The sequence below is a fragment of the Photobacterium sp. GB-50 genome (assembly GCF_003026755.1).
Taxonomy (GTDB): domain Bacteria; phylum Pseudomonadota; class Gammaproteobacteria; order Enterobacterales; family Vibrionaceae; genus Photobacterium.
The window spans coordinates 144,210-167,760 of the sequence record NZ_PYNX01000008.1 but is presented as its reverse complement, the minus strand read 5'-3'; the positions used below and the strand labels follow the sequence as shown (position 1 = coordinate 167,760).

General features: G+C 40.2%; 22 protein-coding genes. 12 read left to right on the top strand and 10 right to left on the bottom strand.

Going from position 1 to position 23,551, the window contains the following annotated elements:
* The first annotated feature begins 187 nt into the window (after positions 1–187).
* Together C9J41_RS12635 and ltrA are read left to right on the top strand one after the other, a co-directional pair.
* Complete coding sequence (locus tag C9J41_RS12635; protein WP_107247964.1) at positions 188–616, top strand: hypothetical protein; 429 nt, start codon at positions 188–190, stop codon at positions 614–616.
* Between the two features lie 659 nt (positions 617–1,275).
* Entirely contained in the window at positions 1,276–2,748 is a 1,473-nt protein-coding gene (gene ltrA, locus C9J41_RS12630) for a group II intron reverse transcriptase/maturase (protein WP_199194440.1), read from the top strand.
* A gap of 265 nt (positions 2,749–3,013) precedes the next feature.
* Here the strand turns inward: ltrA and C9J41_RS12620 are convergent, their stop codons facing one another.
* Positions 3,014–4,759: a DEAD/DEAH box helicase gene (locus tag C9J41_RS12620; RefSeq protein ID WP_107294659.1), complete on the bottom strand. Its 1,746-nt coding sequence runs from the start codon at positions 4,757–4,759 to the stop codon at positions 3,014–3,016.
* A gap of 175 nt (positions 4,760–4,934) precedes the next feature.
* On the opposite strand from C9J41_RS12620, the gene C9J41_RS12615 reads away from it, so the two are divergent.
* Positions 4,935–6,005, top strand: a complete 1,071-nt coding sequence (locus C9J41_RS12615) for an FAD:protein FMN transferase (RefSeq protein WP_107247929.1) — start codon at positions 4,935–4,937, stop codon at positions 6,003–6,005.
* 226 nt (positions 6,006–6,231) lie between these two features.
* On the top strand, positions 6,232–6,645 hold the full coding sequence (locus C9J41_RS12610) for a GNAT family N-acetyltransferase (protein ID WP_233217923.1): 414 nt from the start codon (positions 6,232–6,234) through the stop codon (positions 6,643–6,645).
* A gap of 145 nt (positions 6,646–6,790) precedes the next feature.
* Here C9J41_RS12610 and C9J41_RS22115 read toward each other — a convergent pair whose 3' ends face one another.
* The 5 genes from C9J41_RS22115 to C9J41_RS12585 all read right to left on the bottom strand — a co-directional run bounded on the left by C9J41_RS22115 (position 6,791) and on the right by C9J41_RS12585 (position 10,297).
* Positions 6,791–6,913, bottom strand: coding sequence for a hypothetical protein (locus C9J41_RS22115; RefSeq protein ID WP_255418318.1), 123 nt, complete (start codon positions 6,911–6,913; stop codon positions 6,791–6,793).
* Between the two features lie 33 nt (positions 6,914–6,946).
* A complete protein-coding gene (locus tag C9J41_RS12600; RefSeq protein ID WP_107294658.1) occupies positions 6,947–7,903 on the bottom strand; it encodes a DUF3137 domain-containing protein in 957 nt (318 codons plus the stop codon).
* A gap of 20 nt (positions 7,904–7,923) precedes the next feature.
* The gene (locus C9J41_RS12595; protein WP_107247926.1) at positions 7,924–8,487 is read right to left on the bottom strand and encodes a LemA family protein; all 564 of its coding nucleotides are present in this window, start codon (positions 8,485–8,487) and stop codon (positions 7,924–7,926) included.
* A gap of 165 nt (positions 8,488–8,652) precedes the next feature.
* The gene (locus C9J41_RS12590; protein ID WP_107288128.1) at positions 8,653–9,147 is read right to left on the bottom strand and encodes an N-acetyltransferase; all 495 of its coding nucleotides are present in this window, start codon (positions 9,145–9,147) and stop codon (positions 8,653–8,655) included.
* Between the two features lie 310 nt (positions 9,148–9,457).
* On the bottom strand, positions 9,458–10,297 hold the full coding sequence (locus tag C9J41_RS12585) for an isopenicillin N synthase family oxygenase (protein WP_107247924.1): 840 nt from the start codon (positions 10,295–10,297) through the stop codon (positions 9,458–9,460).
* Between the two features lie 230 nt (positions 10,298–10,527).
* On the opposite strand from C9J41_RS12585, the gene C9J41_RS12580 reads away from it, so the two are divergent.
* From C9J41_RS12580 to C9J41_RS12570, 3 genes are all read left to right on the top strand, one after another.
* Positions 10,528–10,893 (top strand): hypothetical protein, encoded by a 366-nt coding sequence (locus tag C9J41_RS12580; protein ID WP_107294657.1) that lies wholly within the window; start codon positions 10,528–10,530, stop codon positions 10,891–10,893.
* A 112-nt stretch (positions 10,894–11,005) separates the two neighbouring features.
* On the top strand, positions 11,006–11,701 hold the full coding sequence (rsuA, locus tag C9J41_RS12575; protein WP_107247922.1) for a 16S rRNA pseudouridine(516) synthase RsuA: 696 nt from the start codon (positions 11,006–11,008) through the stop codon (positions 11,699–11,701).
* A gap of 235 nt (positions 11,702–11,936) precedes the next feature.
* Positions 11,937–13,127: a Bcr/CflA family multidrug efflux MFS transporter gene (locus C9J41_RS12570; RefSeq protein ID WP_107208726.1), complete on the top strand. Its 1,191-nt coding sequence runs from the start codon at positions 11,937–11,939 to the stop codon at positions 13,125–13,127.
* Positions 13,128–13,236: 109 nt separating this feature from the next.
* Here C9J41_RS12570 and C9J41_RS12565 read toward each other — a convergent pair whose 3' ends face one another.
* A complete protein-coding gene (locus C9J41_RS12565) occupies positions 13,237–14,436 on the bottom strand; it encodes a glycosyl hydrolase family 18 protein (RefSeq protein ID WP_107294656.1) in 1,200 nt (399 codons plus the stop codon).
* Positions 14,437–14,845: 409 nt separating this feature from the next.
* On the opposite strand from C9J41_RS12565, the gene C9J41_RS12560 reads away from it, so the two are divergent.
* On the top strand, positions 14,846–15,499 hold the full coding sequence (locus tag C9J41_RS12560) for a DUF2913 family protein (RefSeq protein WP_107262126.1): 654 nt from the start codon (positions 14,846–14,848) through the stop codon (positions 15,497–15,499).
* A gap of 112 nt (positions 15,500–15,611) precedes the next feature.
* Here the strand turns inward: C9J41_RS12560 and C9J41_RS12555 are convergent, their stop codons facing one another.
* Positions 15,612–16,784, bottom strand: a complete 1,173-nt coding sequence (locus C9J41_RS12555) for an MFS transporter (RefSeq protein WP_107208723.1) — start codon at positions 16,782–16,784, stop codon at positions 15,612–15,614.
* Positions 16,785–16,995: 211 nt separating this feature from the next.
* On the opposite strand from C9J41_RS12555, the gene C9J41_RS12550 reads away from it, so the two are divergent.
* The 4 genes from C9J41_RS12550 to C9J41_RS12535 all read left to right on the top strand — a co-directional run bounded on the left by C9J41_RS12550 (position 16,996) and on the right by C9J41_RS12535 (position 21,352).
* Entirely contained in the window at positions 16,996–17,772 is a 777-nt protein-coding gene (locus C9J41_RS12550) for a helix-turn-helix domain-containing protein (protein ID WP_107208722.1), read from the top strand.
* A gap of 346 nt (positions 17,773–18,118) precedes the next feature.
* Positions 18,119–19,294, top strand: a complete 1,176-nt coding sequence (locus tag C9J41_RS12545; protein ID WP_107288123.1) for a PcfJ domain-containing protein — start codon at positions 18,119–18,121, stop codon at positions 19,292–19,294.
* A 39-nt stretch (positions 19,295–19,333) separates the two neighbouring features.
* Positions 19,334–20,122 (top strand): helix-turn-helix domain-containing protein, encoded by a 789-nt coding sequence (locus C9J41_RS12540; RefSeq protein WP_107208720.1) that lies wholly within the window; start codon positions 19,334–19,336, stop codon positions 20,120–20,122.
* A gap of 45 nt (positions 20,123–20,167) precedes the next feature.
* The gene (locus C9J41_RS12535; protein WP_107294655.1) at positions 20,168–21,352 is read left to right on the top strand and encodes an MFS transporter; all 1,185 of its coding nucleotides are present in this window, start codon (positions 20,168–20,170) and stop codon (positions 21,350–21,352) included.
* Between the two features lie 52 nt (positions 21,353–21,404).
* On the opposite strand, the gene C9J41_RS12530 is transcribed toward C9J41_RS12535, so the two are convergent.
* Together C9J41_RS12530 and C9J41_RS12525 are read right to left on the bottom strand one after the other, a co-directional pair.
* The gene (locus C9J41_RS12530; protein WP_107291442.1) at positions 21,405–22,091 is read right to left on the bottom strand and encodes a peptidoglycan DD-metalloendopeptidase family protein; all 687 of its coding nucleotides are present in this window, start codon (positions 22,089–22,091) and stop codon (positions 21,405–21,407) included.
* A complete protein-coding gene (locus C9J41_RS12525; protein WP_107294654.1) occupies positions 22,088–23,338 on the bottom strand; it encodes an MFS transporter in 1,251 nt (416 codons plus the stop codon). Before C9J41_RS12525 ends, C9J41_RS12530 begins: the two co-directional genes overlap by 4 nt.
* Between the last annotated feature and the right edge of the window lie 213 nt (positions 23,339–23,551).

Here is a 23,551-nt window from a genome sequence, read left to right as displayed (position 1 = left end):
TATCAAAGGAGAAGCTTACAAAATGTTTTATGTTTCTGATGGGAGGTCTACTATGATGGCAATTAATTGTCCAATTAGTTACTTAAATACTAATGTTGGGGATTGAATACTATCAGACTAAATAAGCTAAGTATAAAGTTCACATACAAATAGTTATGCAAATGAGCTTACAGGGAAGTAAATAGAAGTGAAAAAAGGTGATAAAGTATTTTATACTTTTTTAGTTATTATAGTTTTAGTTAATTTTTACATATTCAGGGGTAAATGGAATGACGACAGATTTTCACAGATAGAATCTCTAAGTGCTAATTCAAACTACAGTGCGCCACCTTATGCCGAAAAATATGGCGTGGCTTTACACGGAAAGTTAGGTGCCATGTACGATTGCTTAACGAAATATCGTTTGACAAGTATTAGAAGATACACCAAAGGCAAAGTAGGTCCGTCGGGGGGTATTGATATAAAGGTTGATGAGTATGAATTGTACTTAGGTTTCAATGATGGTGAAGTAGTTACTTCTACTCTAAAAAAGTATAACCATAGAGGTGAGTTTGAGTATGTAACTAGATCGGTCGCTGTGAATTGCGATATCGAGTTGCTGAATAAATTAGAGTAACTGAACTAATATTATGCCTCCCTTATTTTTCCTAATACCTACCAGCCCGAATACAGCAGAGTCCCTAACTCGTTTCTGTCCGTGCGACCTGAAGTCGTATGAAGCGTTGTTCACCGCTTTATGAGTGAACCGTCTGTATCACCAGATGAACCTACGAGCCTGAATAAAGCAGCGGCTCGGACAATGTAACGAAACTTGGCCGTTTGGCTGAGTGGGAAAAGAATCGTGAGAGGGCGTTCCTCCTGAAAACCACAATTCGGGTAAGTGCTAGGTAGTCAGTATGATGAACGTATGTGAATCCATCCAAGGTGCGTTAAACGATGAAGCAGCGGAAGTGGTTAATACGCTGTGGCCAAAATGGCAATGAGAGTCGGAAAGAAGTTGGACAGTATTCTTTCGTGATCACAGTACTCTCCGCACTATAGTGGGCATCTAAGCTGACATTTTACGTGACATACGGAACAGGGTAAGCCTGTATCATTCCCTCTGGGAAAGCCTTTGTGGCCGATAGTGATGCAGGTATAGGAGGTCGGAAAAAGCGAAAGCTACATTGTAATGATGTAGATACAGACTCATGTCTGATCACGAAAGTGAGCCCACTTCCTACTGGTCTCCCTTTACGAGAGAGTTTGAAGAATTTTATTCAAGGAGAAAAGCAAATGGTGATCTCGAAAGAGATTAGTGCATCTTCTGACGGTGCTCAATGGCAGTCAATAGACTGGAAATCCGTTGAAGCGCACGTATTAAAGCTTCAAATGCGTATCGCAAAAGCAACTAGAGAAAAGAAATACGGTAAGGTGAACTCCTTACAGTGGCTCTTAACTCATTCTCGCTCAGCTAAGCTTCTTGCGGTTAGGCGAGTATCTCAAAACAAAGGCAGTAAAACGCCTGGAATAGATGGTGTCATCTGGAACACAGATGCACGCCGTATGAAAGCAGTCAATCAGCTTAGTCGCAAGACTTATAAAGCGAAGCCACTTAAACGTATCTACATTCCCAAAAAGAACGGCAAACTCAGGCCATTAGGCATTCCATGCATGGTTGATAGAGCGCATCAAGCACTCCACCTACTAGCACTAGAGCCTGTGTCTGAAACACTTGCTGATCCCAATAGTTATGGATTTAGATCTAATCGCAGTACTGCTGACGCAGTCAGTCAATGCTTCAAATGTTTGGCTCTAAAGAAATCAGCTAAATGGATACTTGAAGGGGATATCAAAGCCTGTTTCGACAAGATCGGCCATCAATGGCTTCTTGATAACATCGCTGTAGATAAGCGAATGTTGAAACAATGGCTAAGGTCTGGCTTTATGGACAAAGGTCTGTTCTATGATACTGATGAGGGTACACCACAAGGCGGAATCATATCTCCGACCTTGATGTTAATGACTCTCTCAGGGCTAGAGCAGTGCATAAAATCCACTGCGCTCAAAAAGAGCGCTAGAGCCAACTTTATTGGTTATGCGGATGATTTCGTGGTCACCTGCTCATCAAAGGAAGTGCTAGTGAACGATATCAAACCGTTGATTGCTGACTTTTTGGCAGAAAGAGGGTTAACCCTCTCCGTAGAGAAAACGAAGCTTACTCACATTGATGATGGCTTTGACTTTCTGGGCTTCAACCATAGGAAGTACAAAGGAAAATTGCTTATTAAGCCGAGCAAATCCAACACGCTGTTATTTTTGAGAAACCTACGTGAACTCATCAAAAAGCACGCAACCATTCCTGTTAACGATCTTATCAAGTTGATAAATCCGAAACTCAGGGGATGGGCGAATTACTATCGCCACTGTGTTGCTAAGCAGATATTCGGGTATGTCGGCCACAATCTATTCCAAGCATTATGGCACTGGGCAGTTAGACGTCATCCAACCAAGTCCAAGGACTGGGTTGTTCATAAATACTTCCTTAACCGTAAAGGCCAATGGCAATTTCACGGTTGGCAGAAAGTCATGAACATGGATTGCCTGTTTAACCTATTCCAAATAGCAAAAGTGCCCATCGAGCGACATGTAAAAATCAAGAGTGCCGCTACGCCCTTTGATCCTCAATACCAAGAATACTTGGCAAAGAGAAAATCAAAGAAGCAATGCCGCAACTCTTGGCATGAACCTGCTCTCGCTGCTTTGTAAGTTGCTGGGTGCCAATCGGTGCCTTAGTGGAGGCTTGAGCCGTATGCAGTGAAAGTTGCACGTACGGTTCTTAGAGGGACGGCACTTGGTAACAAGTGTCGTCTACTCGACACAAATGAGTTAGTAGTTAAGCTAACTCATTTGTGAACACCAAGAAAGGGGTTGATTTGTGATTCATGGCAACACTGGCCGTACGCCTAGTAATAAAACGCCTGATTCATTCAAAAAAGAGATTCAGCGTCTCATCTAAAAAAGTATTACGACTTCAGTCTTTCTGATATTGATCTAAATCGAACAACTTGTCTCGAATAGCCCAAAATCGACCATTCTTACGGGCGATTACAATTTCAGGTGGACGTAAACGGTGCTCGTTATTGGCCACTTTTGTTGGGGCGGTATCGGTGAATGGGCGGTGACGATCCACTAAATGAGGATTAATAAAACGCTTAAGAAACTCTTGCTTCTGGGTTTTATTGGAAAGCGTCCACACTTCATTAATTTCATTACCTTCATCGCCGACATAAACCACTTTTAACTGAGGTTTATCGAATTTATTCTTGCCTGGCTCTAAACGCATGTCAGTACACTTCATGATCATGGCGTCTTTAAGTTTTAACGCCTCACGCAGTTTTTTATCAGGATCAACCATGACCGCATCACAAAGATGGCAGCGTCTTGCGGCGATATCGTTATCAGCGCCACATTCTTCGCAGTATTTAGCGCGGAAACGATAACCACATTCTTCACGCTCGCCTGTTTCATCATCTTCAAAATAGCCTTGGCAACGACGTCCATAGTGCTCAACTAAAAAGCCTGCGGGATCGAGTTTGCCCCAAAAGCTGTTTTTAAAGCCACAAGCAGGGCAAGGTACCATTACGACTTCACTCTCTGAGTTGGGTTTTGGATCACCTACTTCAGGTTGGTACAAATCGTAACAGTTACCCGCATACTCCAATACTAAACAGTCTTTTTTACCATCAGCTAAACGTAAGCCTCGACCAACAATTTGCTGATATAAGCTGATAGATTCTGTTGGGCGAAGAATAGCAATTAAATCTACATGCGGCGCATCAAAGCCAGTCGTTAACACTGAAACGTTAACTAAGTATTTAATCTTTTGCGCTTTGAAATCATTGATGATGCGATCGCGTTCATCAAGAGGGGTATCACCAATCACCAACGCAGCATTTTCACCGGATAAGTAACCCATGATTTCTTGGGCGTGATTAACGGTTGAGGCGAATATCATCACACCTTTACGATCTTTGGCGTACTCAATCACTTGTTCAATGATCATTGGTGTTGCACGCTCTGATTTTCCAATCACGCTATCTAAATCGGCTTCTTTGTAGTGGCCTGTCGATGAAGGGGTAATAGATGAGAAATCATAACCAATCACTGCCATATCCATGATTTTGGGCTCGGTTAAAAAGCCTTCATCTAATAGGTAGCGGATCGGTAATTCAAAAATACAGTCTCGGAAGAAGCGATCTTGTTCAGTACGAACCTGACCTCGGGTATGGTATTTGTAAATCCAGCCCATGCCTAAGCGATAAGGTGTCGCAGTTAAGCCAAGAATTTTAATGTTTGGGTTTACGTCTTGAACGTGCTTGATAACTTTGCGATAAGCACTGTTTTCATCGTCAGGTACACGGTGACATTCATCAATGACCAATAATGAAAATTGTTCTTTGAATTTATCTAAGCTGTTTGCCATTGATTGCACAGAAGCAAATACCACTTGTTGGTCGGTTTCTTTTCGCCCTAATCCAGCAGAAAAAATAGAGGCTTTTAAACCGTAACTTTCATATTTGGCATGGTTTTGCTCTACCAACTCTTTTACGTGGGTTAACACGAGAACACGCCCACGAGCAATACGTGCAAGCTCTGCGACGACAAGGCTTTTACCTGCGCCTGTGGGTAGAGCTAATACTGCTGGGGTGTTGTGTTTACGAAAATAGTGGATAGTGGCGTTAACACTGTCTTGCTGATAAGGACGAAGGGTATACATAGAAACTATTCTGGCGTAACTGAAAACCTAACTAGTGTACATTTAACCAGTGATTTGGCAAAGCCTTCATTCATTGTTCGCAGGTGACGCTAGATGCGGTGTTTTGCCTCTGTCTAGTAGTGTTTGGTAACTATTGGTAAACTTTACATACATTATGTATCAATAAGGTTTTTGTATGTTTACGAAAACGTCGAATGTTTTCCTGAAGCGAAGCTGCGCTGCGTTATTTACACTGTCTGCAACTATGATGTTGTCGGGTTGTAGTGAGCCTCCAAAGTTAGAAAAAATCGCGGGCTATGCAGAAGGCACTAGCTACCATGTGAGTTATTGGTCTAAAGATGATGTTTCATCGGCGAAGGTACAAGCCCAGTTTAATAAAGCATTAGACGCGATTGATAAAGAATATTCAACGTATCGCGGTGATTCGTATATTTCTAAGTTTAATAAGAGCACTTCAACAGAGTGGCAACCTGCGTCGAAAGATTTTATTTATATGTTGTCTATAGCAAAGGCGATCAATAAAGAAAGTCATGGTTGTTATGATCCCACTATTCAGCCTTTATATAAACTTTGGGGCTTCCAAAGCGATAAATTAAATGTGCCAACAGCCGCCGAGATTGCAAAGGTACGTGCTGATATTGGTATTGATAAAATTGAAATAGATCCTGAACACTTACGTATTAGAAAAACCATTCCCCAGTTGCAGATTGATTTATCTTCAATGGGTGAAGGTTATGCGATTAGCCGTTTAAGCCAAATTTTAGAGTCGGATGGTGTTGAGAACTACTTGGTTGAGTTCGGTGGCGATATGAAGATCAAAGGTCATAAGCCAATGGGTGAGAAGTGGCGTGTGGCGATTGAACAACCTGTAGCGCTAAAAGACGGTATTCATCCTTATCAAATCGTGACGATTAATGATGAGAATGGCGTATCACTAAACACTTCAGGTACGTATCACCATAACTTTAAGGATGGCAAAAAAGATTACTCACATATTCTTGATGCAAGAACAGGTGCGCCGATCACTCATGATCTTGTTTCAGCATCCGTGTTTGGTAATGATCCTATTCAAGGTGATGCGTGGGCAACAACCATGCTGTGCTTGGGCCCTGATGAAGGGAAAGCGGTAGCAAATGAAGAGTCATTACCGGTTTATTATATTCAAGATGTTGATGGTGCGTTTAAGAGCTCAAAAAGTAATGCGTTGATCCAAGATAAAAACATCACATTAAGCCAGCAGAAATAAAGTGTTAGTTTAGAAATTTCAATGCGATGTTGAAATTTCTGATTTAAAAAGAAGCCTTATTTAGAGTAACTCTCTAGATAAGGCTTCGGTGTTTTAATACGCCAGCTAAACCAAACTAAACGACATATAGGGGCGTTTACGTTTGAAAGGGTAGATTAATGTTAAGGATTAATAGAAGCTATGGCTTGGTAAGTTGTAGCTTCTTTTTTATATGGATTTCACGTTAATGGAAATAAAACCAATTACTTGGCAGCAGGCAATAACAGTTCGACATCGTGTTCTATGGCCGTCGAAACCGGAGTCGTTTTGTAAAGTGGAAGGGGATGAGACAGCAACCCATTTTGGGGTGTTTATTCATAATGAGCTCGTCTGTGTGTCTTCGGTTTATATTGAAGGAAACGTAGCCCGACTTCGTAAGTTTGCCACCCTCACTGAATATCAAGGTAAAGGTATTGGTACTGCGATGATCCAAGCGCTCTTTACTTATCTAAAAACGACTGACGCAGAGCTTCTTTGGTTCGATGCTCGAACGAGTGCTATTGGTTTTTACCAGCGTTTAGGGATGACCACATCTGGTGATAGGTTTTATAAGTCAGATGTGGAATATGTCAAAATGGGGTGTAACTTAAACTTGCTGTGAGGTTTTTATTAACTTAACGAGTTGCGCTTGTGCCTGATCTATTGGCGAGTTGAGAAAACATATCGGCATTATGATTCTTTATTTCTATCCATATGCCATGCCGTCACTGGGATCGCTCATTTTGATGATCTGGGGAAGATGGTGGTTAAGATAGTTCGGTGTAATGAATGTTCGTTTTATTTTCTTCAAACGTTTGCTGCTGTGCTTGTCGATCAATAATCGTAGGATCATCATCGCTAAGAGCAAGAATATAAGTAATGTTATTCATCAGCAGTGTGCCATTACGGTTTAAATATATGGATTAGCGCTTCGTCCAGATGCGAGTATTGAGATCTAAATCGCTTACAATATCGATGACAAATTGTAAGTCTTGGGCAATCGCTTTAACAGACTCCAGTGAGTCCGAGGATGTAAACAATGCGGGCTCAAAGTAGTTTTTATGACTATTCATCGCGATATAAATATTATGATCGATGAATGATAATGAGACACGATTTTTAGCTTTAGTAACAAAATCGACTAATCGTTCCATCATCGCAGGCGTTAATAAGTATCGCGCTTCAATTTGATCGCTACTATAGACCGAAAAGTATTGCTCAAAGTTTGGATTTTCTAGATCTACACGTCTATTTTCGCGGTTAAACAGGTGAGATACGGCATCACCAATTGCCGTAATAAATGCGTTTTTTGCCGGTAAAATGAGTGTCTGACTATTGAAGTGTTTATTGGCATCGGCAATAAATAAAATGCCATGAAAAATGGTTTCCCATTCCTCGCGTTTTTCTTTTTGATTCACGCGCTGCTTTTTAATTTGTGTCTCTAACTCTGAAAAACGCAGTGTCGTTTTTCCGATTGTACCTTGGACAAAGTCTTCACCACGAAAGCTATCATAATGCTGTGGAAAGAGTTGGCAGGCTTTATAGTCTTGTTCGGAAACAGAGCCGAGAGGCTGATAATCAAAACTCTCATTGATGTTAGCGAGTAGGGCGGTAACCACTTTTTGTTTATAACTGACGCAGTATTGTTGCTTCTGTTTTGAAAAGCGTACCAGCATAAAAATAGCAACAATAAAACTTGCGATAATACCCAAAGGTAAGGCATTAAAATGAAGTGCAGTTGGGATCGCAATAGCAGCTGTAATACCTCCAACCGCAAGCGCAATCCATAACTGTTTAACGACATGTAAGCGAGTAGACTCTAGTGACGACAGCTGTGTTCTCAGCTTTTGTTCGTATAAGGCTGAAATACGATCTTCCATGGTGAAACCTAATTATTGGGTTATTTATTATTAAACAGTTCAGCAGCATTGACGTTTTGACGCTCTACTTCTGGAATATCAAACAAAGGTAATGTGGTTAGCTTCATGTGGTTAGCGATGATGCTTGATGGAAACATCTCTACAGCATTATTGAAATTAGTGACAGATGCGTTAAAAGTACGACGCGCTGCAGACAGTTGAGCTTCAATTTCATTCATGGAACGCATTACAGTATCAATATTCTCGTTGGCTTTTAGTTCTGGATACGCTTCAACAGCCATGCGGAAATGAGAGAGTGCAGTGCTAACTTGCTTGTCTAGAGCGGCTTTCGCATCTGTGCTGGTGGCATTGCTTGCTTGGCTACGAAGCTCTGTTAATTCCGTTAATACCGATTTTTCATGTTGCATATATGCTTTGGCGGTTTCAATTAAATTTGGTAGTAAGTCAAAACGTTTTTTTAGCATTACATCAATGCTTGATTCTGCATTGGCAACTTGGTTCTTTTTACCAATTAAACCGTTACGTAGGCTGATGTAGGCAAGGGCAATAATAACAATAACGCCGATAGTGATGAAAAGACCCATAAAATTCCTTGGTATTTATATTGAAAAGACGTGATATAGCATTATAAATAAGCACGTAATTAATTGATATGCTTGTTTATATTTAAGGGGTTACGAAAAAGCCCTGCGAATGGCAAGGCTTTAGACGTGGTTCAATCCATTTTTACATAAAGTAAAGGGAGGCCGTTACGATGCGACGTGAAGTGGCATCGTCTTTTCAGCAAGGTTTTTGGTCATAACACAGAACTGGCGACGTGGCACAAAGCCATGGCGTTCGTAAAAAGTACGAGCACCCGCATTACCAATATTTACTTCCAGTGATAGGGCTTTAACACCATCGTTCATAACACGATCTTCAACTTGCGGCATTAATGATGCGCCAATCCCTTTTTGTCGCCACTCTGGTTTTAAATAGAATTGGTCAATAAACCCTACTTTACCGCCATGTTCAAGGCTGAAGGCATAACTCACCACAAGGTGTCCTGCGACACAGGTCTCACCATTTTCTTCAACTTCAATAAACCAAGCTTGCCCAAGCTCTGGTGTTGATAATAGTTGTTTTACCGCTGTTGCTGTTTGCTCTACCTTTTGCGGTAGGGCTTCGTAAGCAAATAATTCGTCAATGAGATTGAGAAAAGTATCAAGAGATGAAAGCACAGGTTTCGTTAACGAGATTTTCATACGGAGTCCCTAAGTAAGATCTATACACAACCAATTAAGCTATCAATGAACTATAGATCTGAAAGTCTGAATGTAAACGTAATCAAAAAATAAATGATGTATTGTTCGATATGCTAATAATAGATTGTTTGCATAATAAATAGATTTGTAACTCTTCGATAATGAGACCAGAAACACGAAAAAATGTTCATATTTTAGATTGTAACCTCATAATTTTTTTATGAAGTCTCTCGACTGACCGAACCCTAGTATCAAAACAGAGATCAAAGCCGAGAGCCATTTCTACACTTAGTGTTTTATGTCTTAGAAATTAGATAACACCAAGTTCACGTAAACGTTCCATTAAATACTCATGTGCGGTGTATTTTTCTGAAAGGATAACGTCTGGTTTTGGGTGTAAAAACAGAGGTAATGAAATACGTGATTTTGTTTTATCTGCGCCTTCTGGGTTTATCACACGGTGAGTTGTGGATGGGAAATAACCACCGGAAGCTTCTTGTAGCATGTCACCGATATTGATAATTAAATGACCAAAATCGCAAGGCACATCAATCCAACTGCCATCTTTGGCTTTAACTTGTAGCCCCGGCTCGTTAGCAGCAGGCAAAATGGTTAATAAGTTAATATCTTCATGGGCTCCTGCACGAATCGCGCCTAGCTCTTCGTCGCCTTGCAGCGGAGGGTAATGCAGGATGCGAAGCAATGTTTTCTCACTGCCATCAATCATACTTGATAGTGATTGAGTGTATTTAGCGGAAACCTCATTAGGTGAATATTGTTCAACCCAACTTAGTAACTCTGTCGCAAGCGCATTGGCTTCTTGATAGTACTGTTGAATATCTTGTTTAAGTTCAGCTGGGCACTGACCCCAAGGGTAGTAGTGGAAGTATTCTTTAATATCTTTTTGGGTATGCCCCTTGGCGGTTTCTGAAACGTCGGTTGGAAACAGCCCGTCTTGGGTTTCTACATTAAAATGAAACGCAGTTTTTTCTTCACTATTAAAAAAGTCATACCACTTATCATAGATTTTTTGGACTAATTTTTGTTGGATAGGATGATTTTTTAGTACCCCAAAGCCTGTCTCTCGTAGGGATTCGACAAAAAGCTGCTTTGCATTATCTGCTGTGTAATCTACGGCTTCCAGTTTCATTAATATGATTCTCCAACGGTATCTTTTTATTTGTAGTAATCGTTTAGCTGAGCGCCATATATTCTATTTTGGAAACAAAGATGTAACAAGGATGTGGCGGGTAAAGTTCAGAAACATAGTATCCATGAGAGGAAATAATCAATAATAGTGGTATTTATCTTGAGTGCAGTTAAGTAAAGGCTAAGGGAGTTGTTAACAAAATAGGATAAAAATGATGGAGAAGGCAGAAGATGAAAAAGAAATTAGCAATACTATGTTCCTGCTTATTCATTAGTATGAGTATATTCGCAGGTACGATTAATCCATTTACGATCTCGTCAAAGTATGAACAAGGTTATAAGGATTATCAAACCTATAGCGGTAACGTGGTGATGCATATTCGGCGTGGTATAGCGGTTAAAATCGCCAGTGCTCATATTCATAGCGATAAACTAGAAACGATTTATCAAGGTGATGTAGCGGTGAGCTTTCCTTTCACCAATGAGAAAAATCAATTCGTGGTGATAACCTCTGATAAGGTAACGGTTAGAAAAGAGCAAGATAATAGCATTACCTTGTTGGCTAATAGCATCAAGGTACATTACGAATCAGAGTAAAATGAGGACAATAAGGCATTTATCGCTTTGATGGGAGCAATAAGTTTTTAATGCATCTTTGTTATTTGGTCTTATAATACCGCTCTTTTGTAGCAATTAGCGGAGCCAGTTAATGAGGCTTGATAAATTCTTAGGTACCACATTGGGTATCACCCGTAGAGAAGCCGGTAAACTTCTTCGAGATAAAATGATTGAAGTTGATGGCGAAATCGTCCGTAGTGCTTCGTTTTCAGTCAGTGACGATAACGATGTGGAATTTAACGGTCGCCCGCTAAAGCTGCAAGGTCCTCGTTACTTTATGCTTAACAAGCCAGAAGGCTTCGTCTGCTCTCATGTTGATGACTTCAATCCAACTGTTTTTGTTTTGTTTGATGAAGTAAGCCCAGAGAAAATGCACGTAGCAGGTCGTTTAGATGGCGATACAACGGGTTTAGTGTTGTTAACCGATGATGGTCAATGGTCTCACCGTATCACTTCGCCACGTCATTTATGTTCAAAGACCTATTTTGTTGAAACGGCCGATCCAATCACTGAAGATTACATCACGCAATTTGAAGCAGGTGTACAACTTCGCAGTGAGAAAGAATTAACACGCCCAGCTAAATTAGAAATTCTTGGCGAGCGTGAGGCGTTGCTGACAATATCTGAAGGTAAGTACCACCAAGTAAAACGTATGTTCGCAGCGATGGGTAATAAAGTGGTTGGCTTACACCGTGAGCGTATTGGTACCGTTGAGCTTGATGAAGATCTCGCGCCTGGTGAGTACCGACCACTAACAGCAGAAGAAATTGCATCATTTCTAAAATAATTAGTTGGTGATGTTAATTTTATAAATTATATGCTGTAATAATAGGCGTAAATATGAAGACTTGTTTTTAGTCTGCATTGTTTATGCCTTTTATTTTATTAGATAAATACAGAATACGTGTAGCGAAGGGGATGCGGAAAAGGAAATAGCTCTTTTCCATATTAGAAAGGTTCTGTATACGTGTTTTATCGTAAAATATAAGCTTCATATGGAATATTAGCTCATAAGAGGTGCTATGAACCAGCAAGACAGCCCAAGGTTGAGCCTGCAATTGATATTGATCCTTGGCGCAATAGCTGCGCTTACGCCTTTAGCGATTGATATGTACCTGCCCGCAATGCCGAACATTGCCAAAGACTTTTTAGTTTCTCCCAGTTTAGTTCAGGTTACATTAACCGTATTCACCGCAGGTTTTGCTTTCGGTCAATTGATTCATGGGCCTCTGGCTGATAGTTATGGCCGGCGTCCAATTTTGTTACTCGGTACTATCAGTTTTACTGTTTTAACCGTATTAGGTGCATTGAGTACGAGTATCACAGAACTGACTGTTATTCGTGTTTTACAAGGTTTTGCAGGTGCTGCCGCAGCCGTCATCATTAGTGCATTAGTACGTGACATGTTCGAGCGTGAAGAGTTTTCTCGTACTATGTCGTTTGTTACTTTGGTAATGACAGTGGCCCCCTTACTTGCCCCTATGATTGGTGGTCATTTATCGGTATGGTTTGGCTGGCGTGCGGTATTTTGGTTTTTGTCTATTTTTGCTGTCATTGTTTTACTTTCTATTGTTTTTAAAATTAAAGAAACATTACCAAAAGAAAAACGTATACCTTTCCACTTTTTATCTATTATCCGCAATTATATAAAACTACTGTCTAATCCTGTGGTTCTCGGCTTGATACTGTGTAGCGGCTTTTCATTTTCAGGCATGTTCACTTTCTTAACGGCGGGGTCGTTTGTTTACATTGATCTTTATGGTGTAAGTGTTGAAAACTTTGGCTTTTACTTTGGTTTAAATATCATTTGTTTAATCCTAATGACCAGTATAAATGGGCGTTTTGTAAGGAAAAAAGGCACCCATTGGATGTTACGCCTTGGATTAGTTATTCAGCTGTTTGCCGGTGCGTTAATTGTTATTGGTCAGTGGCTAGATTTTGGACTCTGGGGCGTTGTTATCCCTGTTATGCTATTTGTTGGTGTGCTATCGATTATTGGTAGTAACTCAATGGCTTGTTTACTTGCACGTTATCCTCAAATGGCTGGTACTGCTTCTTCATTAGGCGGCACATTCCGTTTTGGTGTTGCATCTATTGTCGGTAGTATTGTTGCGTTAATGCCGGACAGCACGGCATGGCCAATGGCAGGAACGATGGCCGTTTGTGCAGTATTGTCTGCGGGTTTTTACTGGTTCTTAGCAAAAGACGCATAAAGCATTTTATTTTTACAGATGTCGCTAAAAAAGTACGCCAGAGAAGGTTCTCTGGCGTACTTTTTCGTAACTATAGAAGGTAAATAGTTACTTTAAACACTGTTTTAATTTACCAATCGTAATGCTTCATAGGATCATCTTCACGGTAAACAATCCAACCAGTTACATTTTTATGTGTATCGCAAATATTGCGATAAGCAGTGTCCTGTTTAATGGTGGCATTGATGGTTTCTATAATAGAAAGATCTTTATCTTGTGGATTAATATCATCACAAGGCAATTCCCATAACATGACCCCACCTAAATGATAGTCGTCTTTAGCTAAATGGACTTTTGAGCGGATCGTGGGTAGCCCGTTATAATAATGTGTCGTGTTATTCTTTGTTACAGTATCACGACAAGCGTAATGTGTATCTTCTTGGACTAATACGCCGTAAGTGGGGGCATGACGAGGGTAGGCAGGTAACCCTAATGTAATACGTTGCGGATCTAAGTGGCGCTCTATTAACCAGTAATTTAGGGCATTGACTGAGTCTTTATAGCTTGAGTGATCTTCATTTTGCATGTCATAAGTCATTAAATGGACCGTATCAAAGGCATTTAGTGCAACATCGAGATAGCCAGCACCTTTTCCATCGTCATTAGGTTTGTCTTTACTACCGATGATCGCTGCGGTGAAATACTTACCTTCAGCATGAAGCCTATCTGCTAAACGGTTAACAAAATCTGCATATTGATTAGCACCATCACCCACTTGAGGGTACTCCCAATCAAGATCAATACCGTCAAAACCGTAGGTATTTACAACATCCATCATGTCGTTGATTAGGTTTTCTCGATATTCTGGCGATGCGGCTATTTTTTCGTAAACGATGTCACGACCAATGATGTTATCGTCACTTTCATTTTTCTCGCTATCTCGCCAGCCACCAAAGGAAATAAATACTCTTCCATCAGGGTTTTGCTCTCTAAATTTTTGAATAGTGGAAGTAAGCTTATTTATTTTATCGGTAGATAGGGGAGCAACGTGTCCGTCAGGGTGATATATCCCTTCTTTATCCATATTGGCGCTAGGGTTCATGAAGGCAATATTCAGATCACTGATTTCATTTGAATGCGGATTATCAAACCACTGATCATTGGCATCTTTCATGTAGCTCGCATATACCACATTACGAAACTCTGTAATCTTTGCAGGTTTTGGTTCCTGAGCAACATATCCATTATAGTCATCCGAAGAGTTGCTACTGCTGTTACATGCGGTTAGTGATGTGGCAGCAATTAAAGCGGCTAAAAGGGTGTATTTCATCTATAAACCTTATTCCTTGTTAATTGATAACGTTCGCAGTTATTATTCACAAATATATATTCACCACCTGAATGAGTGTCACAAAGCATTTTTCTTTAAAAGTAACGTTATATTGCAATTTTAAATTTGTATTTATTATAATCAGTCGAGTTAATTGTAATAATTAGATTTATTTTGCAGATTAATATTCTGTGTTGGTTGGTTAATTCCATCTTAATTGATAGATAAAACCAGCTAAAATTTTCAATACATTGCTGCTTTTTTATTAGGGTATAACTCGTTATTATTGCCACCTATCTCACCTGACAGTAGCGTACGATAAGTGGAAATTTCTAACAGGAACCTTGGTTCTTGGTTAAACATTCGTAAGCTTGTTTTTAGCCGTATTTATTTTTGATTTTCTAAAATTATGACTTCTTTTTATAACGAAATTCTACATGTGGTAACGGAAGGGTTATCAACTCTGGTTACTGCGCAAGAGTCTGGTAAAACCCAGAAAAACCCGGTCAGTGAGACGGTTTTTTTAAGCGCGTGGGTGACGAAGATGATCAAACAACAATGTTTTGATCACTGTGTGTCTAAGACATTACTGCAATGGCAGAAACAATCTCGCACAATGGGCAAAAATGCGCAGCTTAAAGTACAATTTGAGCGCATTAAAAATACCCTTAGTGCGTTAAATGATGCTGATGGTCATTCAACGGTTATTACCGCTGATCTAATAGAGGATTTCTATCGTGTTGTAGAAGCCGCAGATTGGTTAGTGACTAACGAGTATGAAGTGAACCGCAAAGTGTCTCATCATACCGATGGTCAAGCATCATTAGTGGTGTGTGCTGCGCAATACAAGTCTGCGATGAATGAGCAGGGTACATTAATAAAACCCCTTTCTTTTTATATTCGTGGTAATGCGCAGCAATTTATCGATTTGGCCTACCAACAAGGTATTTTGCTGTTTAAGATCACCGACTACAAATCTAAAGTGAAATTCCACGGTGAGTATGTGATTTATCCTGATAATGCTGGTACACATTTACCTGAATTACCCACTGTGACGAATTAATCGCTTACAGAAAAAAAGAAAAGCCGCATAAGACTCTTTTAAAAAGATGACCTTATGCGGCTTTTTTGTTAAGAGAAGTTAACTTTACGGTGAGTTTCAACTCACTTGTCGATTAACTTGCTGTTGCGTTTTCACTGGTTTGTTTATTGGCTTTTGCCGTGATCAATTTTAATAGTACAAGTACAAATGAACCACCACCACAAACCAGTAATGTTAATGCTAGATTGCCGACATGTGCGACATGATCTAGGCCAAAACCGATGATTAAGTAATAGAACAAGCCAAGTAATGCACCCGCTGTTCCTAGGTGGTTTCGGTAATTGATTAAAGCAGTACTTAACAAGTTAGGTAATGTTAAACCAAATGACAGTGATACCAATGCCATTGGAATGAAGAACCAAACAGTTTCTTGTAGTAAGTAAACACCTAAACCAGCTGTCAGCATCATTAATGTCGATAACATTACGATGAGTTCACCGCGAATATGTAGGCGTATCAAACGAATATTAAGTAGTGAACCTAAAATTGAGCCAGCAGCTAAAACAAAGCTCGTATTACCAAAAAACTTAACGCTAGCTCCTAAGTGTTCAAACATAAATGGTGCAATGCTGTAGTAAGAGAACAGGGCAATATTTGCCAGCCCTATCATTAATACGATATACCAAATATGGCTGTCACGGAGCATTTTATTTGCCACTAAAAACAAGCTATCACGTTTAATGTGGTTTGGTTTTGTCTCTGGTAATGCAAAGCCACCCCAAAGTAATAGTAGTGATAACATGATCACCATCGCTGCGAAAACCCAAGTATAGCCACCGTGAGCCGTCAACCAGCTACCAAGTAACATACCAATCACAGGGCTAAGACCAATACTTGTTGACGCAATAGAGAAGATTCTTGCTAAACTCGCGCCTTCAAAGCTATCTCGTAAAATGGTTTGGGTACATACAGAGCCAACAGCTGCACCAAAAGCACACGCACCAAAACCGTAAAGTAACCCCTGAAATGTTGGTGCAAAGTAACAAAATAGTGCGGCAGCAATACAAATTGCTAAACCTAATAGGGTTGATAAACGACGTCCAATCACATCACACATGGTTCCCCAGAATACGACGCCAACGGCAAAGACCATAAAAAAGATCGATAGCGCTTGAGCTGCATCTGAGGTGGTTACTGAAAAGTGATTCTTAATCGATGTTAGCGCTGGGCTATACATCGTCTCTATGAGCTGTGGAAACATTAACAGCGAAATCGCTAATAATGTCGAGATTGTTTTTTTATTCATGACTTCCTCTTTGACGCTTGATCATCCACCGACGAAGGCAAAAAACCGATATTGTTCAGTGGATGATACGTATTACTGCCATCGCTAATTCGTGAAGTGCGAGACTGTTATTTCAATGATGAGAAGTATATAGTGTTCATGGGTGGTGCAATATTAATATAAGAACAACAAATGTCACTTTAAGGACAAGTTGCAGAAAGGAGCTGCTAATATGGCTTATATTCGAATGGAAGATCAGTTTTGTGCTGATGATTATCATGGTCTTGTTGTTGGGCTTGCTGCTGATTTAGCAGAGCATGATTCTGGTTATCACACTCATAGCAAAGATCAGTTATTGTTTTCTCATCATGGTTGCATGGTCATTAGTTTAGATGGTGTCAAGTGTGTGTTGCCGCCAATGCGTGCAGCTTGGATCCCAGCAGGAGTGGAGCACAAAGCACAAACATCCAATGTTACGCAATACCGTTCTTTGTATTTTGACCAAGATTTACAACCACAATTGCCGAGAGAACTAAAAATATTTGATATTAATCCTTTAATGTCGGCATTAATGGAGCGTATGGCGTTTTGGGCGTTTGATAAACCCAATAATGAGCAAGTTAATTCGGTGAACCTCTTAATTGAAGAGCTCAACCTTGCGAAAGATAGTCACTTGAATTTACCTATTCCAGCAGATCCTCGTTTATCCTCATGGTTAGCTGATATTGATGATGAGGGGTTTGTTGCTCCATCATTAGCAGAACTTAGCCTTATCGTAGGAGCGAGTGCAAAAACCATCACCCGTATTTTTAATAAAGAAGTGGGTATGCCATATCAAAGTTGGCGCCAACAGTGGCGTTTATTAGCCGCTATTGAATTGCTGTCATCAAATTGGCGAGTGACAGATATTGCTCATCGGCTAGATTTTTCAAGTGATAGTGCTTTTATTCGTTTTTTTCATGATAAGGCTGGCGTTACACCCTCTAATTTTATTACAGAGTATAAGTAACAATTTTCGATGTTCTTAAACTGTCTGCTTTATTTGGTCTTAACTGTGACGAGCAAAAAAATAAAAACGTTATTCATACAAGGTAAGCTACTTAAATAATCGTTTGAATTGACGCCATCCTTGACCTGATTTTTGCGAAAGAATTACCATTGGTGAACATAAATGACGCCTTCATATTATTTAATATATTTTCCGTACTAGGTTCTCATCCTTGTCGTTTTGCAGTTGAATCTTCATCTCGCTAAGGCATGATATATTTATCAGTTATTATTGTTTTTCATATCAAGACACATTGAGCAGATAACGATAATCATTATTCAAGGCTAACAGACATATATGGATATTTATGCTTGCTTGTTGTGCTGAGCGCGAAGAGTTTCATCACTCAGCGCCGTTAGTTTTATCATTTGATGAAGCCTTAACCTTTTTTCCTTTTCAGCTTGAGTTCTATGACTGGCATGACTGTCTTGCTATGTATCGAGCATACCCAGATGGGCACCGGGAACCGTTAGAGGGGAGCTGTTCATTCTATATTGAGCACATCGAATCATTAGAAGGGGGGAAAGCATGGGTAGATAGCATTCCTACTGGTTTAGTTGAAAAAGCCCGAGGCTATGCTGAATTTGGGGTGTACATGCTCAAGATTGCAGCAATGAGTCAGAAAGCCCGAGAGCTATTACTCCAACGTCCTACCTTATTGTATTTGGTATGCGAACAATATCCGTTAGATCAAGATGAAGTGTTAGCACTGTGCGAATTAGGTCAACGTGAAATCCTTACTCAACTTGGCTTAGCTTCGAGTCGTTCAGCATTGCGTTTTCTTGATCGGATTGAGAGTGATTTTTCAACCCGTTCGATTGTGATTATTATTCACCGCTTGCTCGATCCTGAATTGATGTCGTTTCAACTGTTTAAACATTATAAAACGATCACTAACTTAACCTTGCAGATCTATCTGCAATGGCCAACGTTAACAGGTACGCCGCTTGGACGGCATATAGCGCAAACCAATCAGCGTGAACGTTTTCAAATTAATCAAATTTTATCTGACGTTTTCCAGCTTGCTTATCGCGTATTAGATGTTGATTCAATCAAGCGTATTCATGCAGTGACTTCTTATGAAGAGTTACGAGCGTTACACGACAGGTGGGTGGTGGCGCAACACAGTATCAATTTTGTGCCCGATGCTAATTCCAATAAGCCTTACGTGATCCCTTTTGAAGGTAATAACAACATTGTGCCTATTCGCGATTATCAAGAACTTGAACAAGAGGGGATTGAACAAAATCACTGTGTGGCGATTTACCACAACCGGATCATTAAAGGCGAATATTTGGTGTATAAAATGTTCATGCCAGAGCGTGTTACCATTGGTTTAAAACGGCATTATTTCGTTAATGGACGAGTTAGTGGGACATATACAGTGGATCAAATCCAAGCCCGTAATAATAGGATGCCATCTTCTGAAACATTAGAGGCTGTTTATGGTTGGTTAGACAGTATGAAGTCAGCTAAGCCATAATACGGGTTGAATTTATTGGGTTACTCTTAAAGGAAAGCAATGCGGTTACTTCATTCGATAAAACGTTATGCCCCAACAGAAGAAAAAGCACCGCATTCTCACGACGATTTTGTACAACTTTTTTATATCCACCAAGGTTGCGGTATTGCTAGAACAGAGGATAAAAGCATACTGGCTGTTAGTGGACAACTTATTTGGGTGCCCCTAAATCACCGTCATCACTTGAAAGTGTTGAAAGATACCAGCTTAAGTATTATTCATGCTTCACCAGATGTTATTCCTCATTTTTACAATGAGATGGCGATCATCTCGACCAATCGCTTAATGGTGCAGGTGATGGCAGAAATTGAGTCGCAAGACATTGGCTGTGAGCAAGGTGCTGACAGCAATAGCGATGTTCAACACCATTATTTAGCGGTATTTCTCGATCAACTCAAGAAACAAAATTACCAGAGCGATGCTTATCAAAGTAATCATGATATTGATAAACGCTTGTTGCCGATTATTGAAGCGCTGACTATTGAACCTGATATTAAACTGTCTTTAGACCGTTTTGCTGAGCACTGTGGTGCATCTTCTCGTACTCTCAATCGTTTATTTATCAGCACATTTGATCAACCATTTCGCGAAATAAGACAGCAGTTGGTTATGGCAAAAGCATGGCAGTTGAGTCGCGCAGGTGTCGCGCATACAGATATCGCATTAGATTTAGGTTACAACAGCTTATCTGCCTTTTCTCATGCCTTTAATCGTTTTAAACAACACAAAGCTAGCCAGAAGTTGGCGAAAAATCACAACTCGTTGTCGCTAGTTCAACAACAAGACTAAACACATCTGTTTAAGATAATGACATCAATTAAGGAGATTGTTGTCATGTCTTTACTACGTTTACTTTCTATCAGTTTATTAATGGCGTGCAGCTATTTCTTCGCCTCTGATATGTATGCACCTAGCTTACCTGTAATGTCTAAGGCATTGAATGTGTCATCGACAGCAGTACAACAAACGGTGAGCACGTTTTTCATTGCGTTAGGTTTAAGTCAATTAGTGTGCGGTGCTGTCGCAGAACGCTTCGGTCGTCGTCCTATCGCGATATTAGGTGCGGTGATATTTATCATCGGCTCAGCGCTTTGTTTACACGCTGATCAACTATCAGGTTTAATTATTGGACGTGCCGTACAAGGTATGGGTGTTGGGGCGTTGTTTTTATTATGCCGAACCATAATGCAAGACTCATTAACTAAAGAGCAGTTAGTGGATGTGATGTCATGGTTTAGTATTTTATTTATGTGTTTACCCGCCTCTACACCGGCTATTGGTGGTTATTTAGAAAGCCATTTTGGCTGGCATAGTAGCTTCTGGTTTATGTTGGGGTTAGCAGTACTGCTATTTGTGGTTATTGTCTTAGGTTTAAAAGAAACCCACTTAGAAAAGAATATTCATGCGACAAAACCAAGGGTTGTTGCTCGTGATTACTCCATGATTGCAACTAATCCGCAGTTCTTACGCTATTTAATCATGATGGTGATGGCGAATGGTGGTGCGCTGGTGTTTTATTTGATGGGGGCGTTTATTGCGAATGAACAATACCATTTACCTGTGCAATATTTTGGTCTGTCTTCATTGTTGCTAATTGGTTGTAGTTTGTGCGCGCGTATTTTTTATATTCGTTTTCTAAAATATACCACGACAGAAGGGCGAATCATTAAAGCAGCAAGTTGTCTTATGTTGCTTGGCGCGCTGACGATACTATCGAATGTGGTATTTCACAGCATGGCGACGATCATTATCGGCATGGGTATCTATTGTTTTGGCGCGGGTTTAACAACCTCTGTCGTGGCTGTCAGTGCGCTGTATTTATTCCCTAAGCATAAAGGACAAACGGGAGCACTGTTTGGCTCATTACAAATGGTTGGGATCTTTACGTTAACCTTTATTGTGAGTCATTTAGCCAGTGTTGAATGGGTGATGGCATGTGTACTTACAACGATGGCATTACTTAATATGTCTGTACAACGCTGGTGGAATGATAATTCTGTCGTGTTGGCAAAAGCGTAAATAAAAAGCGCCTATTGGCTTGAAGGCTAATAGGCGCTTTTATGTATGCAGATTAATCTAAATCGCTACGTTTTAGGATTAAATTAGGATTCGGGCAATTATCTTGGTAAAAATCAAACTGCTCAGGATCAATCACACCAGGATAATCATTACTGTAATCACCCATGTTTTTGATGATTTGAAAATGCAGATGAGGCGCCCACCCCCCATTTTCTTCTGTGTTACCCACAGCAGTAAATTGTTGGCCTCGACTAATATGCTGACCAACAGTTAATTGCGATAAATACTCAGTCGCTGTATGCCCGTAAAGAGTATAAAAAACATGCCCATCGAGCACGTGTTTTAAAATAACAGTAGGGCCATAGTCACCGTTTGCTGCATGATTTGCGATACCATAAACTTCACCATCAAGTGGGGCATAAACAGGAACGCCAGCAGGTACGCCTAAATCAATCGCCATGTGAACAGTGCGATTAGGAGAGTCGGAAAAGTTCTCTTTATCTTGATAAATCAAGCGGTGTTCAGCATATCGACCAATGACTATTTGTGCATTGGTGGCAATGGCTTGTTTTACGATTTCATCAGCGAAAGTATGCTCGTCAGTTACTTGCTGCCATAAATGACTACTTGGTGTTAAATCGACAACGTATCCTGTATCGAATTGTAATTCTTTGGGTATCACAGGATGAAACTCATGTGCACTGAGTACATTTTCGAAAGGGGTTTTCGTTTGTGTCATGCTGCTTCCAAATCTGATTGTGTGTTTTTATTCGTGCTCTTCGTTGGTACCACCACCATTGCGGCAAGATAGCCGATGACAGCAATCCCCGTTGGTAATAATAAGTGCACATTGACCATCATAGCAGTCAAATAACCAGTTAATGTCCACGCCAAGCCAACCATTGCACTAGAAAGCGCCATAGCCCAACCTTGATCAATATCACTCGCGCGATCTGAGAGGGCAGTGATGTAAAGAGGAAAACATAACGCAACCATGGATGCTGTAAAGATCATCGCAACCACATGAGAGGTTGGGGTTGGAGTGATCGCAAGTAATAACATGCCAATGGCAGATAATGCTGTTGTTGTACGTAGTGCCGAATTAACTGAAAAACGCGATAAGATCAGACGTGGCAATAGTAATAGTGAAAGGATCATTACGACACCAATTCCCATCATAAAGTATTGGTAGAACTCACTTTCTACCGAAATATTCCATTTCTGCGGGAAGATAAACGCAATGTTTTGGAAATAGAGGCTCCAGCTAAATTGGCAAATAAAAACGATAAACAAACAGTTCATTAAGCCTTTTTGACTACGTTTTAACGGCTTTACAAACGAGAAAGGGTTTTCTGTTTTTACAATGTGTTGAACAGGTAAACGCACCACAAACATCAAGATTAAACTAATAAGTGCAATGACGAGGCAGGCATAAAATGGTGCTTGAGCGCCATAACTAGATGATAATTTACTGCCAAGTGCTGGGCCAAATGACATGGCTGCTGTCATAACAACAGCAACTAAACTCATCAATGTTGCTTTGTTTTTCCCTTTGCTGTTATCAGCCAAAATCGCTTGTGCAATAGGTTGGCTTGCCGAGCCTAAGCTGTTGATCATATTACCGACAAATAAAATGATCACCGAGCTCACCACAATCGCATAAATCGGTAAGGCGAAACCAATAGCTGCAATAATCAAACAAATGGCAATCACGGTCTTACGACTGAACTTATCGGCAAAGCGCGCAATAAAAGGGGTAAAGAACATCGAAATAAATGGGGCGGCAGACATTACTGTACCAAACAACATACGACGTTGTTCAATTGGCATACTCTTGGCAAATTCCAACGAATGATCAGTTAAAAATAAGCTGACGTATGCAGGGATCGTAATAAAAAATCCGGCAGATCCAAGAAAGATAATGATGTATAGCGTTATAAGCGTAAATAAGGGCAACTGTTGAGCCGTGCGGTGTTGGTTGTGCATCTTATTCTCCCAGTGAATATGCGCGCTATTCTAATTCTCTTGGGGTAATTGGCAAACACTATCGTAAAGTTTTGAAATTAATTTTTAACAATTATTGCTAAAAAGCAAACTTATACAACTGAAAGTGATTCGCATTCAGATAGTTGTAATTAACTATATTTTGTTTTGAGTTATCTACTGTCTACATTTTGATGGAAAATTGACTGTAATCGA

Excerpts from the sequence above, each read along its gene's own strand:
- ltrA (WP_199194440.1), top strand. The coding sequence starts at position 1,276 with ATGGTGATCTCGAAAGAGATTAGTGCATCTTCTGACGGTGCTCAATGG.
- C9J41_RS12620 (WP_107294659.1), bottom strand. The coding sequence starts at position 4,759 with ATGTATACCCTTCGTCCTTATCAGCAAGACAGTGTTAACGCCACTATC.
- C9J41_RS12615 (WP_107247929.1), top strand. The coding sequence starts at position 4,935 with ATGTTTACGAAAACGTCGAATGTTTTCCTGAAGCGAAGCTGCGCTGCG.
- C9J41_RS12610 (WP_233217923.1), top strand. The coding sequence starts at position 6,232 with ATGGAAATAAAACCAATTACTTGGCAGCAGGCAATAACAGTTCGACAT.
- C9J41_RS22115 (WP_255418318.1), bottom strand. The coding sequence starts at position 6,913 with ATGAATAACATTACTTATATTCTTGCTCTTAGCGATGATGATCCTACG.
- C9J41_RS12600 (WP_107294658.1), bottom strand. The coding sequence starts at position 7,903 with ATGGAAGATCGTATTTCAGCCTTATACGAACAAAAGCTGAGAACACAG.
- C9J41_RS12595 (WP_107247926.1), bottom strand. The coding sequence starts at position 8,487 with ATGGGTCTTTTCATCACTATCGGCGTTATTGTTATTATTGCCCTTGCC.
- C9J41_RS12590 (WP_107288128.1), bottom strand. The coding sequence starts at position 9,147 with ATGAAAATCTCGTTAACGAAACCTGTGCTTTCATCTCTTGATACTTTT.
- C9J41_RS12585 (WP_107247924.1), bottom strand. The coding sequence starts at position 10,297 with ATGAAACTGGAAGCCGTAGATTACACAGCAGATAATGCAAAGCAGCTT.
- C9J41_RS12580 (WP_107294657.1), top strand. The coding sequence starts at position 10,528 with ATGAAAAAGAAATTAGCAATACTATGTTCCTGCTTATTCATTAGTATG.
- rsuA (WP_107247922.1), top strand. The coding sequence starts at position 11,006 with ATGAGGCTTGATAAATTCTTAGGTACCACATTGGGTATCACCCGTAGA.
- C9J41_RS12570 (WP_107208726.1), top strand. The coding sequence starts at position 11,937 with ATGAACCAGCAAGACAGCCCAAGGTTGAGCCTGCAATTGATATTGATC.
- C9J41_RS12565 (WP_107294656.1), bottom strand. The coding sequence starts at position 14,436 with ATGAAATACACCCTTTTAGCCGCTTTAATTGCTGCCACATCACTAACC.
- C9J41_RS12560 (WP_107262126.1), top strand. The coding sequence starts at position 14,846 with ATGACTTCTTTTTATAACGAAATTCTACATGTGGTAACGGAAGGGTTA.
- C9J41_RS12555 (WP_107208723.1), bottom strand. The coding sequence starts at position 16,784 with ATGAATAAAAAAACAATCTCGACATTATTAGCGATTTCGCTGTTAATG.
- C9J41_RS12550 (WP_107208722.1), top strand. The coding sequence starts at position 16,996 with ATGGCTTATATTCGAATGGAAGATCAGTTTTGTGCTGATGATTATCAT.
- C9J41_RS12545 (WP_107288123.1), top strand. The coding sequence starts at position 18,119 with ATGCTTGCTTGTTGTGCTGAGCGCGAAGAGTTTCATCACTCAGCGCCG.
- C9J41_RS12540 (WP_107208720.1), top strand. The coding sequence starts at position 19,334 with ATGCGGTTACTTCATTCGATAAAACGTTATGCCCCAACAGAAGAAAAA.
- C9J41_RS12535 (WP_107294655.1), top strand. The coding sequence starts at position 20,168 with ATGTCTTTACTACGTTTACTTTCTATCAGTTTATTAATGGCGTGCAGC.
- C9J41_RS12530 (WP_107291442.1), bottom strand. The coding sequence starts at position 22,091 with ATGACACAAACGAAAACCCCTTTCGAAAATGTACTCAGTGCACATGAG.
- C9J41_RS12525 (WP_107294654.1), bottom strand. The coding sequence starts at position 23,338 with ATGCACAACCAACACCGCACGGCTCAACAGTTGCCCTTATTTACGCTT.